The sequence below is a fragment of the Neoakkermansia glycaniphila genome (assembly GCF_001683795.1).
Taxonomy (GTDB): domain Bacteria; phylum Verrucomicrobiota; class Verrucomicrobiia; order Verrucomicrobiales; family Akkermansiaceae; genus Akkermansia; species Akkermansia glycaniphila.
The window spans coordinates 59806-72260 of sequence record NZ_LIGX01000040.1; the positions used below are offsets into that span (position 1 = coordinate 59806).

Consider the following 12455-nt stretch of genomic DNA (forward strand, 5'->3'; position numbering starts at 1 on the left):
GAACGACATGACTCTCTCTCAGACTTCCTGCAACAACGAAGAACCCGCCCCCTTGCCAGAATCGCCAGCCAATGCAAATCCTGCGGAGCCCGGCACGCTTCCCTCAACAAAACCGGCTTCCAAACAACGGCTCCAATCGCTTGATGCCCTGCGAGGCCTGGATATGCTCCTCATCGTCGGCTTGAACATCGTCGTATACGCTCTTGCTGGCATCTTCCCGAACAACGGCTTCTGCCAACTGGTGGTGAAGCAATTCCTCCACAAGCAATGGATGGGCTTCGCTCTCCTCGACCTGGTGCTGCCCCTCTTCGTCTTCATTGCCGGGGCTTCCATGGCCTTCTCGCTGGCAGGCAAAAGCGCCGACCCGGCCACGAGGAGGAAAGCCATCCTCCACCTGTACCGCCGGGCCGCCATCCTGATTCTACTCGGATTTCTCGTCAACGGCACGCTCACATGGAATGTGCAGGACATGCGCTTCGCGTCCGTACTGGGGTTGATCGGCATCTGCTGCGCCATTGGGGGCACCATCATCCTACTTGTCCGCAACCTGCCATGGATGATCGGCATCATCGCATTCATCCTCGGAAGCATCGCCTGCCTGCAATTCGGCTTCGGCGACTTCACGCCCGGCGGCAGCATCAATGCCCTCATCGACCAACATTGCCTGCCCGGCCATATCGCACAAGGACACAGCGATCCCGAAGGCATCCTTTGCATCGTCTCCGCCATCGCCCTGACTCTCATCGGCTACGTAGCCGGCACCATACTGAAAAGCAATGTACATACCCCCATCAAACGCTTCGGACTGCTTTTCCTGAGCGGAGCGGCACTCGCCGGTATCGCCTTCGTTGCCAAAGGACATTACCCGCTCATCAAGCATATCTGGACGGCGACATTCGTCTTCACGGCAGGAGGTATCAGCATCATGGCTCTGTCGCTCTTCTATCTGGTCATCGACATCTGGAAATTCCGTGCATGGAGCTTCCCGTTGCAAATCGTCGGCATGAATGCCATATTTGCCTACATTGTCGCCAAAGTTGTCGACTTCGATGCGATCAACGAACGCATCTTCTCCGGCTTCGCCGCATTCATGCCTCCTGCATGGTCGGCCCTCTTCCTCGCGTCCACCTATCTTCTCCTGCTCTGGCTGCTCCTCTTCGGCATGTACAGAAAGGGCATCTTCATCAAAGTCTGAGCCGAATCCCCGGGCAAGATAAAAAACAGGAAAACGGATTTTCCCGTAAAAAACGATGGCATATCGGCGTATATACGGAAATGAAAGACGCAGCCCTTCCCGATAGCCTTCAACTGCCGGACGATACACCCGGCAGCATGACCAGCCCGGAAGCAACAGACGCCGCCCCCGAACCCAAACGGCGGCTGCAATCGCTGGATGCCCTGCGCGGCCTCGACATGCTGTGCATCGTCGGGCTGGACTCCCTCGCACGCATTCTGGCTCAAACCTTTCCGGAACAGGCATCCTTGCAGACATTCAGCGAACAATTCGGCCACAAGGCATGGGAAGGCTTCGCCCTCTATGACCTCGTCTTCCCGCTGTTCGTCTTCATTGCGGGCGTCTCCATGGCCTTTTCCCTGCTGAAAAAAAGCGGAGAACCCGGCGCATGGTGGAAAACTCTGCTTCACCTGTACAAGCGGGCCATCGTCCTGATCCTCCTCGGATGCCTTGTCAACGGGGCCCTGAGCTGGAACCCGGAAAACATGCGCTTCGCGTCCGTACTGGGATTGATCGGCATCTCCTGCGCCGTCAGCGGCACCATCATCCTACTTGTCCGCAAAACGGCTGCCGTCGCTGCAACGGCGCTCCTCATCCTCGGAGGCATCGCCTACCTGCAATTCAACTTCGGCGACTTCACCCCTGAGGGCAGCATCAACGCCATCATCGACCGCAGCTGGCTGCCCGGCATCCTGCACGGCGGCGGTTACGACCCCGAAGGCCTGCTCTGCATCGTCTCCGCCATCGCGCTGGCACTGCTGGGCTACACCACGGGCGCAGCGCTGAAGTACAAGGAATGCACTCCTCTCATGCGCTTCGGCTTCATCTTCCTGTGCGGAGCCGCCCTGCTCAGCATCTCCCTCGTCACGGCGGAATACTACCCCATCATCAAACGCATCTGGACCTCCACCTTCGTTCTGGCTGCAGGCGGCATCGGCATGTTCCTGCTCGCCCTGTTCTATCTCGTCATCGACGTCTGGAACCTGCGGGCCTGGAGCTTCCCGCTCAAAGTCATCGGCATGAATGCGCTCTTTGCCTACATCCTGACCTCCCTCATCGACTTCGGAACCCTGAACGAACGCATCTTCTCCGGATGTGCCGAGCTGCTGGAACCGGACTACGCCCCCCTCTTCTTCGCCGCAAGCTACATCATCCTGCTGTGGCTCCTGCTCTTCGGCATGTACAGGCAACGCATCTTCGTCAAGGCCTGATTTCGCCCTACCCCTTCTGCGACCTCTGCAACGAACCTTGACGTCCGGTCAGGCCAACGAAAAACCCGTGGCACAACACCACGGGCAATCAACCAGCCGGGCAATTCGCCCCGGCCATGGCAAAACTCCGATCGCAACAGCCTCAAGCGACCTTGCCGGAATCGGAAGTATCGGTCTTCTTCTCCTCGTCGGCAGCTTCGATCTTCTTGGGAGCCTCCACCGGTTTGGCTTCGTCCTTGGTCACGCCGGAAATCTCGTCTTCAAACTCCTTCTTGGCCTTCTTGAACTCGCCAAGGCTCTTTCCGAGGCCACGAGCCAATTCGGGAAGCTTCTTCGCCCCGAAAAGAAGGAAAAGAATGATCAGGACAATCGTCAATTGCGTCGGACTAAACAAATTGGCAAGCATAACAGTCATCAGTACGAAGTAAAGTACCCCATTCTTTCACCCATGACAACCCGCAAGTGCGACTGCATGCAAATTTCCCCGGCATCCCGAAAGCGGTGCAAGGCCGAAAAAAAACTTGCAACATGAGGCGTTTTGGAGTGTAATTGCCCGCGTTATGACGGAATTGCCCAAGGCGTACGAACCTCAGATTGTAGAAGAAAAATGGCAGTCTCGCTGGATGTCGGAGCACTGCTTCCATGCCGACGAACACTCCTCCAAACCCGCCTATTCCATCGTCATCCCTCCGCCCAACGTCACGGGAGTCCTTCACCTCGGCCACGTTCTGAACAACTCCATTCAGGACATTCTCGCACGCCGCGCACGCCAGCTTGGCAAGGAAGTACTCTGGCTTCCCGGCACGGACCATGCGGGCATCGCCACCCAGGTGCGCGTGGAAAAAGACCTCCGCCAGCGCACGGGCCAAACCCGCCACGACCTCGGCCGCGACGAATTCCTCAAACTCGTCTGGGAATGGAAAGACAAACACGGCGGCATCATCTTCAAACAGCTCAAAAAGCTCGGCTGCTCCTGCGACTGGGAACGCGAACGCTTCACCATGGACGAGCAATTCACCCACGAAGTCAGCCGCGCCTTCGTCGAACTCTTCAAGGAAGGCCTCATCTACCGCGGCCGCCGCATGGTCAACTGGTGCCCCGTCTCCCTGACCGCGCTCTCCGACGAGGAAGTCATCATGAAGCCCACAAAGAGCAAGCTCTACACCATCCGCTACAAACTGGAAAACGGATCGGGAGAACTGCTCGTCGCCACCACCCGCCCGGAAACCATCATGGCGGACGTCGCCGTCGCCGTCAACCCCAACGACCCCCGCTTCGGCCATCTCATCGGGCAAAACGTCATCCGCCCCCTCTGTGCTGCGCCCATCCCCATCATCGCGGATGAACACGTCGAAATCGAATTCGGCACAGGTGCGCTCAAAATCACCCCTGCCCACGACCGCGCCGACTTTGAAATCGGCCAGAAAAACAACCTCGAAATTATCGACGTTCTCACCCCGGACGGCCGCATCGAATGCCCCGGCTGCCCCGAGCTGCACGGCCTCGACCGCTTCGAAGCCCGCGACAAATCCGTCGAAATCCTCCGTGGCCTCGGTCTCCTCCACAAAGTCGAAGAATACGAAAACAACGTCGGCTACTCCGAACGCGCCGACGTCCCCATCGAACCACGCCTCTCCATGCAGTGGTTCCTCAAATACCCCTGCGTCAAGGAAGCAGCCGAAGCCGTTGCCTCCGGAGACATCACCTTCCGCCCCGCACGTTGGGCGAAAACCTACGCGCACTGGCTCGAAAACATTCAGGACTGGTGCATCTCCCGCCAGCTCTGGTGGGGCCACCGCATCCCCGTCTGGTACCGCAAAAACGCAGCCGACACCCTGAAAGCCGCCCCCTCCCTCGACGTCTCCGACGAAGCCACGGGCAACATCCACGTCGGCACCACACCGCCTGCCGATCCCGAAAACTGGGAACAGGACGGCGATGTGCTCGACACATGGTTCTCCTCATGGCTCTGGCCCTTCGGCACCATGGATGAAGAACTCCGCGCCAAATTCTACCCCACCAGCGACCTCGTCACCGGACCGGACATCATCTTCTTCTGGGTGGCCCGCATGATCATGGCAGGCTACCGCTTTGAAGACAGGAAACCCTTCTCGAACGTCTTCTTCACCTCCATCATCCGCGACATCCTCGGCCGCAAAATGAGCAAATCCCTCGGCAACTCGCCCGACCCGCTCGACCTCATGGCCACTTACGGCGCAGACGGCCTCCGCTTCGGCCTCATGCGCATCGCCCCCACCGGCACGGACGTCCGCTTCGACGAATCGCAAATCGGCGAAGGCCGCAACTTCGCCAACAAACTCTACAATGCCGCGCGCTTCCGCATGATGCAGGGCGAAACCGATGCCGCCGCAGAACCGGCCTACACCGCCGTCCACATCGACATCCTCGCCAAACTCAAACAACTCCACACCGACGTCGCGGACGCACTCGCCGCCTACGAATTCAACGCCTACACCCAGGCCCTCTACCAATTCTTCTGGTCCGAATACTGCGCCCTCTTCCTTGAGGCCATCAAAAACGACCTCCGAGAAGGAGCCGACCCGTCCGCCCGCGCCGCCACCCTCGGCACCATGGACACCGTCATGCGCCACTACCTCGCACTGCTCCACCCCATCATGCCCCACATCACCGAAGAACTGTGGGCATCGCTCGGATTTGCAGCAGCAGAAGCGGGCAAGCCACTCATGGTCACCCCCCTGCCCGATCCCTCCAGCCTCCTGCAAAACATCGGCGAAGAACAACGCACAGCCGCAGGAACGCTCGCCGCAGCCCTCTACGAAACCGCCAACCGCGCGCGCAACCTCAAGGCCGAATACAACCTCGCCACCAACAAAAAGGTTCAATTCATCCTCAAACCCTCCATGAATGTCGACCCCGACACCGCCTCCCGCCTTGCCCTGCTGGCCGGAGCCGAAACCGTCGGCATCGAACCTGCCTACGCAGCCGAAAAAGGAACACCTGCCAGCCTCACCCCCCTCGGTGAACTCTTCCTCCCGCTCGAAGGCCTCGTCGATGTAGACGCCGAACGCGAACGCATCCGCAAGGAACTCGAAAAAATCGCCCGGGAAATCTCCAAATGCGAAGGTAAACTCGGAAATGCAGGCTTCATCGACCGCGCACCCGCCGATGTCGTCGCACAGGAACGCGCCCGCTTGACCGAATGGCAGAGCAAACAGGCACAACTGACCGGAATGCTCTCCGCCCTGCTATAACGCCAGCACCAAACCTGCGTCCATGAACCGCATCGTCCACCTGACCGCCGAACACCGCGAACTGCTCGACATACTGGGAGTAAAGTCCCCCGCCACACTGGCAAGGTACAATGCGGAACAACTGCTGAACGACCTCCGGCTGGCAAACACCCACTTCGAACGCAACCTCCCCCTTCCCGACGAACGGCTGGTAGAAGGATGGATCGCCCAGGCTCAGACCATCGTCCGGGAAGAAACGGCCGTCCCGCAGGAACAGGAAACCGGTGCCGTCAAAGAAACAGACAACCTGCCCAACCGCCTTGGAGGAAAAGCGCTCCCCGTCCTGACGCACCACAAGCGCACCCCGGCAGCCTCGCACCGCAAGGCAAGGGAAGAAACTGCCGATCGATCCGTCTCGGAACGCTACATGCATCCTCGCGGCATCCGGCACACCACGCCGATCCGTACATGGCTCGGTGCAGTCATCGCCATCCTCTTCTGGCTGTGCGGCCTCTCCCTGATCTTCCTGCTGCCGTACATCCTCCTCTTCAATCATGCGCTGTTGCGCTGGCACATCATCGCCTTCGCCTTCATCGGCCTAATCCTCTTCCTCTACCTGATCGTCTCCTTCCGATGCCGGTGCAGCGTCTGTAAAATACGCATCTTCTCGTGGCAACGCTATGTGCGCAACAGGAAAATGCACACGATCTGGGGCCTGGGTCGCGTCGTCCCCACTGCCTTGCACATCCTGCTCTTCAAATGGTTCCGCTGCCCCTCCTGCGGTACGGCACAGCGGCTCCGCAACCCACACTCATCCCGATGAACACAGCCATCTGCTTCCTGCCCCTCGCCATGCCCGCCTTGGCGGTTTCCGGTGAAGCGCAACAAAGCCAACCCTCCTCCCCACACTACATCCTCGCGCAGGAACTGATCGAACTCCTCCATGCCACGGACAGCATCCTGAGCATGTGCTACGATGCGGAAAGCATCCGGAACGCCATCCCGCAGCTTGAAACCCAGAGGATGACAATGAACGCCATCGCCGTCCGGCAAAGCGAACTGCCCGACCCGACCGCCGAAGAGGAAAAGGAAGTCCTGCAACTCAAGGATCAATTCAATTCGGCATGGAATAACGTATCCGGACAAATCGACCGGCTCATCCTCAACGGGCTGGTCACGCCCGAACTGGCGAATGTCCTCTCACTGGATCCTTCGCTCGTCGCGCAGCAACAGGCACAGCCCGCCACACCCCCGGCCCGTTAACCGCATACTCGCCCCGAACAGGGAACTTCTTGCCCTGCGAACCCAACCCGCCACCATGACAGGTTGGGCACTTGCATACCCGCATCGCCATGTTATAGTGCGGATTCAAACCAACATAATAATATGGCTGATCAAATACGCTTCTTTGACACGACACTGAGAGATGGAGAACAATGCCCCGGGGCCTCCATGAACCTTCGTCAAAAGCTCGAAGTCGCCCGTCAGCTAGAAAAACTGGGAGTGGACATCATCGAAGCAGGCTTCCCCTGCATCTCTGACGGAGACTTTGAAGCAGTCCACACCATCGCCACGGAAATCAAACACTGCACCATCGCAGGCCTCGCACGCTGCGTGCCTGGCGACATCGATGCCGCCGTCAAAGCTCTGGCTCCTGCCGGAGACCGCGCACGTGTCCACATCTTCCTGGCCACCAGCCCCCTGCACCGCGAGTACAAACTCAAGAAAACCAAAGAGGAAATCCTCGTCATGGCCGTCGAAGGCGTCGCCCATGCCAAAAAATACGTGCAGGACATCGAATTTTCCGCAGAAGACGCCTCCCGCACCGAACTCGACTACCTCGCACAGGTCGTCGAAGCCGTCATCGCAGCCGGAGCCACCACCGTCAACATCCCCGACACCGTCGGCTACACCACACCGGACGAATACGCACGCATCATCACCTACCTCAAGGAAAACGTGCCCAACATCGAACAGGCGATCATCTCCGTCCACTGCCACAACGACCTCGGCCTTGCCGTCGCCAACTCGCTGGCAGCCGTCAAGGCGGGAGCCCGGCAGGTCGAAGGAGCCATCAACGGCATCGGCGAACGCGCAGGCAACTCCGCGCTGGAAGAAGTCATCATGGCCATCTCCACCCGCCCGGAAGCCTTCGGAGGAGTCACCCACGGCGTCCACATCAAGGAAATCGTCAAAACCTCGCAGGTCGTCGCCCGCATGAGCGGCATGCCCGTCCAGCGATCGAAGGCTGTCGTCGGTGAAAACGCATTCGCCCACGGCTCCGGCATCCACCAGCACGGCATCCTCAGCAAACGAGAAACCTACGAAATCATCGACCCTGAAACCATCGGCTGGGGCGCGACGGAACTCCCGCTCACCAAACACTCCGGCAGAGCCGCCGTCCGCCAACGCCTCGAAAAACTCGGCTACGTCCTCACGGAAGAAGAACTCACCCACGTCTTCGAACGCTTCAAAAAAGTAGGCGACTCCAAGAAATTCGTCTATGACGACGACATCTCCTCCCTCGTCAACGACTCGCTGGACAGCCAACAGGGACTCTGGAGCCTCGACTTCATCCAATTCGTCGCAGGCACTCACGCCCGCGCCACCGCCACGCTCAGCCTCATCATCGACAACGACAAACGCGAAGACTGCGCCACGGGCAACGGCCCGGTCAACGCCGTCTTCAAAGCCATCGACCGCATCACCAAAACAAAAGGCAAACTCGTCGAATACAACGTACGGGCTGCCTCGCAGGGGCAGGACTCCGTCGGCGAAGTCTTCGTCAAAGTCGACTTCGGCACAGGCAAACCCGTCTCCGGCAAAGGCGCCGCCACCGACATCATCGAAGCCTCGGTCCGCGCCTACCTGAACGCCGTCAACAGGTCCCTCACCATCCCGGCATGCCAAATGCGCGAATGCTGACCCATCCATGAGCAGCGTGCCTCGCATCATCGTCGGCCTCGGCAACCCGGGGCAGACATACGCCGGAACCCGGCACAACGTCGGGTTCATGGCGCTTGATGCGCTGGCACGCCACTGGAATATACCCTACAAACTTGACAAAGCGAGAAAAGCCGAACTGGCCGCAGGCCCCGGCGTCCTCCTCGTCAAACCGCAAACCTACATGAACGACTCGGGAGCCAGCATCGGCCCCCTCATGCGGTACTTCAAATTCTCCCCCGAACAAATCCTCGTCATCTACGACGACATCGCCTTCCCTGTCGGAACCCTCAAACTCCGCCCCGGCGGATCTGCCGGAGGACACAACGGCATCAAATCCCTCATCGCCCACTTGGGCACAGACAAATTCCCCCGCCTCCGCATCGGCATAGGAGCCCCCGGCGGCAAGGAAATGACCGCCCACGTACTCGGCAAATTCCGCCCTGACGAACAGGAACTCCTCGGTGTCTCCATCGAAAAGGCGGCGGATGCCGCCCGTTACGCCGCTACCCACGGCATCGAAGCCGCCATGAACATCTACAACGTTCAGTAAACGGCCCTTACCCCAACAAAGCGCAACCCCGCTGCAACCCCGCTGCAACCCCGCTGCAACCCCGCTGCAACCGCGTGGGGTGCGACAGCCTGCAACGCCACGGATGCCATCCTCGCCGTCGTTTCAATCCACGCACCCGCGAGGGGTGCGACTTGGCCATGTTGCTGCCGTTGCGATATGAGTCCGTGTTTCAATCCACGCACCCGCGAGGGGTGCGACTTCGTGGACATGATCGAAGAAGCCATCGACAACAGTTTCAATCCACGCACCCGCGAGGGGTGCGACCATGACAAGCTTGCGACTGGCGGTCAGCACCTCAAGTTTCAATCCACGCACCCGCGAGGGGTGCGACGCGACCGGGAATACGTGCGGGATTCCCCGACCGGGTTTCAATCCACGCACCCGCGAGGGGTGCGACATTCCGTTCTAGCAGAGGCTGCGACAGGCAGCGGGTTTCAATCCACGCACCCGCGAGGGGTGCGACCGTCGGCAGGCATACGCAATGTCGTGCAGTACCCGTTTCAATCCACGCACCCGCGAGGGGTGCGACCCTCCACGCCCGACACGTTTTCCCGCATCATCGGTTTCAATCCACGCACCCGCGAGGGGTGCGACCATGACAAGCTTGCGACTGGCGGTCAGCACCTCAAGTTTCAATCCACGCACCCGCGAGGGGTGCGACTTGTGATGTACTGGGCAATTGGCTGACCATCGGAGTTTCAATCCACGCACCCGCGAGGGGTGCGACCGGCCGAACTCGAAGCGGCGGCCGCGGGTATCGGTGTTTCAATCCACGCACCCGCGAGGGGTGCGACTTCGTCGCACGCTGCATCTCCATGATGCCTGTGTTGTTTCAATCCACGCACCCGCGAGGGGTGCGACCGCTATCGTATGCTCGCACGATATTTCTGATGTTGTTTCAATCCACGCACCCGCGAGGGGTGCGACGGCGCATTCCCGTCCTTTGTCAACCATATCTCGCGTTTCAATCCACGCACCCGCGAGGGGTGCGACGGGATGACGTGTGGCTTGATGTGACGGTTTTCCGGTTTCAATCCACGCACCCGCGAGGGGTGCGACTGCCACTTTGTAACATGTTGTCACCAAAGAGGCAATTCCTTTATTTCCGCCGACGAGCTGTCAATATACATTATTTGACAACTTCATAAAGCGGGCTTGTTTGTCAATCTGATGAACACGAGGCTGTTGCCGATTTCGCGGATGTTCCGGGAATTTCGGTACAGCTTGGGGTTCGCGCGTGTTGCGCCCTGCCTGCGGTCGATTGATGTTTCAGATGATGAGCGTGCCGTCGATGTCGTAGCTTTTCTTGGCTCCGACATGGAGGATTTTCCCTTCATCATCCTTGCCCAGAAAGTAGAAGCGCAGGCTGTCTTCTTCCGGGTCCATGGTATCGAGGAGCTGCTGTTTGACGGAGACAAAGAGGTTCGGCGGGATTTTGCATTCGAAGACGGAGTTCTGCACGCGCTGTCCGTAGTTTTCACAGATGCGTGCAATGCGCCGCAGTCTCCGGGCTCCCGTCCTCGTGGCCGTAGCCACATCATAGCTGATGATGACGAACATGTTATCTCCAAAGCATGGGGGTGTAGGCGTCCACATCGCCGCGCAGGTGGCGGGCGAGCAGGCGCGCCTGAATGTGCGGCAGCAGGCCGATGGTGATTTTTTCGCCGATGACGGGGTGCATGATGGTTTCCTTTTTGCGTTCCTGCCATGCGCTGAGGACGATTTTCCGGCTTTCTTCTTTGAGGAAGACGGCGCCGCTTTCTTCCCGAGTGAAGTCGCCCGGTTTGATCTGGCGGCGGTTGATGAGGGTGAGGACGAGGCGGTCATCCAGTACGGCGCGGAATTCTTCCATGAGGTCGAGGGCCAGTCCGGGGCGGCCCGGCCGGTCGCGGTGCAGGACGCCGACGGCTGCATCAAGGCCGCACGATTCGAGCGCAGAGCGGCAGTCGTGCGCCAGCAAGGCGTAAACGAAGGACATGAGGGCGTTGACGGAGTCGCGCGGAGGCCTCCGGGAGCGTCCGCAGAAGATGAAGGCCGGGTCATCGTGGGCGATGGCTGTCGGGAAGGCGGAGAAGTAGGCGTCCGCCGCGTTACCTTCTATGCCAAGAAGTTCGGCGGCGTCGCGCGCTTTTCGGGCGGCCTGCACCGAGTATGCCAGAGAGGAGATGACAGGCTCGAGGTTGATGCCCGAGCGGTCGCGGTCGACACGCAGGAGGACATGGCGGGCATTGAGGATTTTGGCGGCGATCATTTCCCGAGCGATGTTCAGAGCGGCTTCGGGCTGGTCCGCACAACGGTATTGCGCCCTTCGCAGCAGGACGTTGCCGGGGGTGAATCCCGTAGCGGCGGCGAGAAAACGCCCGTTGGGGTCGCAGAAGGAGAGGCGGATGCCGCTTGCCGCGCAGGCGGCAAGGAGCTGGGGAGAGACGCCGATGTCCCACCCCATGGTGATGATGGATTCGAGGTTATGCAGGGGTACGCGCATCAGAGAGGAGCCATGGTCGATGATGCTGACGGTTTCCCCGTCTTTGGCGAGCCATACTCCTTCCCGGGTGACGTAGAGGGTGTTCAGGTGCTGTTTCAAGGTTCGGACGGTTCGTTGTTCAGGAGGAGGGAGAATTGGCGGTCGTTGTACTGCGAGGCGGGGACTTTGCCGATGCCTTTCATGTGCGGGCCGAGGTGCGGGAGGCAGAGGTCGATCATGGAGCATTGCTCGCAGCTTTTTTCATAGCGGGCCGGAGGAGTTTCACCGTTGTCGATGAGGGAACGCACGTCGAGAATGGTCCGGATGGTGAGGTTTCGCAGTTCTTCATCGAAGAGGACGTCTGTTCTCCGGCGGGGTTTGAGGTAGAAGAGGTAGCCTCGTTCGATGTCCATGCCGTGCATTTCTTCGAGGCAAATGGCTTGCGCGCAGAGCTGCACTTCGTCTGCACGGTGAGCCTTGGGTTTGCCGTGCTTGTATTCGACGGGTACGATGCGGTCGTACCGTCCCCGGGGGCCGTGGTATTCGACGACGTCCGCCACTCCCTGCATGCCGTAGCGTTCGGAGAGGAGGTGGACGCTCCGTTCGATGCGGATGCCCCGAGAGGTGTTGCCCTGCCCGGCATCGACGCGTTCATGTTCGATGCTGCCGCTCGCGGTGTGGATGTTGTCCGCCCACAGGCGTTCGACGTGGATGAGAGCGCACTGTCTCGGGCAATAGATGTAGTGCTGGAGGGAGGAGATGGGGAGGCCGTCTTCCATGGGCAAGGGTATCCGGCAGCGGCAGGCCGAGGATTGCC

General features: G+C 59.8%; 11 protein-coding genes and 1 CRISPR repeat array. Of the genes, 7 read left to right on the plus strand and 4 right to left on the minus strand.

Translation table 11 applies throughout. The features are described from left to right. Nucleotides 1-7: 7 nt before the first annotated feature. Nucleotides 8-1195, plus strand: coding sequence for an acyltransferase family protein (locus AC781_RS13825; RefSeq protein WP_067777630.1), 1188 nt, complete (start codon nucleotides 8-10; stop codon nucleotides 1193-1195). 80 nt (nucleotides 1196-1275) lie between these two features. Further along, a complete protein-coding gene (locus tag AC781_RS14155; RefSeq protein ID WP_067777631.1) occupies nucleotides 1276-2445 on the plus strand; it encodes an acyltransferase family protein in 1170 nt (389 codons plus the stop codon). A gap of 142 nt (nucleotides 2446-2587) precedes the next feature. On the opposite strand, the gene AC781_RS11595 is transcribed toward AC781_RS14155, so the two are convergent. Continuing rightward, entirely contained in the window at nucleotides 2588-2860 is a 273-nt protein-coding gene (locus tag AC781_RS11595) for a Sec-independent protein translocase subunit TatA/TatB (RefSeq protein ID WP_083077041.1), read from the minus strand. Nucleotides 2861-3005: 145 nt separating this feature from the next. Here AC781_RS11595 and AC781_RS11600 point away from each other — a divergent pair, with 145 nt between their 5' ends. From AC781_RS11600 to pth, 5 genes are all read left to right on the plus strand, one after another. Beyond that, the gene (locus AC781_RS11600) at nucleotides 3006-5678 is read left to right on the plus strand and encodes a valine--tRNA ligase (protein WP_067777633.1); all 2673 of its coding nucleotides are present in this window, start codon (nucleotides 3006-3008) and stop codon (nucleotides 5676-5678) included. Nucleotides 5679-5700: 22 nt separating this feature from the next. Then, entirely contained in the window at nucleotides 5701-6480 is a 780-nt protein-coding gene (locus AC781_RS11605) for a DUF4332 domain-containing protein (RefSeq protein WP_067777634.1), read from the plus strand. Then, a complete protein-coding gene (locus AC781_RS11610; protein WP_067777635.1) occupies nucleotides 6477-6920 on the plus strand; it encodes a hypothetical protein in 444 nt (147 codons plus the stop codon). The genes AC781_RS11605 and AC781_RS11610 overlap by 4 nt, the downstream gene beginning before the upstream one ends. Nucleotides 6921-7043: 123 nt before the next feature. Further along, nucleotides 7044-8582, plus strand: coding sequence for a 2-isopropylmalate synthase (locus AC781_RS11615; protein ID WP_067777636.1), 1539 nt, complete (start codon nucleotides 7044-7046; stop codon nucleotides 8580-8582). Nucleotides 8583-8589: 7 nt separating this feature from the next. Then, a complete protein-coding gene (pth, locus tag AC781_RS11620; RefSeq protein WP_067777637.1) occupies nucleotides 8590-9153 on the plus strand; it encodes an aminoacyl-tRNA hydrolase in 564 nt (187 codons plus the stop codon). Between the two features lie 120 nt (nucleotides 9154-9273). Beyond that, nucleotides 9274-10233: direct repeats of the CRISPR family, unit length 32 nt; unit sequence GTTTCAATCCACGCACCCGCGAGGGGTGCGAC. Between the two features lie 210 nt (nucleotides 10234-10443). Here the strand turns inward: pth and cas2 are convergent. From cas2 to cas4, 3 genes are read right to left on the minus strand one after another with little or no spacing between them, the layout of a single operon-like run. Further along, on the minus strand, nucleotides 10444-10734 hold the full coding sequence (cas2, locus tag AC781_RS11625; RefSeq protein ID WP_067777638.1) for a CRISPR-associated endonuclease Cas2: 291 nt from the start codon (nucleotides 10732-10734) through the stop codon (nucleotides 10444-10446). A gap of 1 nt (nucleotide 10735) precedes the next feature. Beyond that, complete coding sequence (gene cas1c / locus AC781_RS11630) at nucleotides 10736-11758, minus strand: type I-C CRISPR-associated endonuclease Cas1c (RefSeq protein ID WP_067777639.1); 1023 nt, start codon at nucleotides 11756-11758, stop codon at nucleotides 10736-10738. Then, nucleotides 11755-12423: a CRISPR-associated protein Cas4 gene (cas4, locus tag AC781_RS11635; protein ID WP_141675903.1), complete on the minus strand. Its 669-nt coding sequence runs from the start codon at nucleotides 12421-12423 to the stop codon at nucleotides 11755-11757. Before cas4 ends, cas1c begins: the two co-directional genes overlap by 4 nt. Nucleotides 12424-12455: the final 32 nt, after the last annotated feature.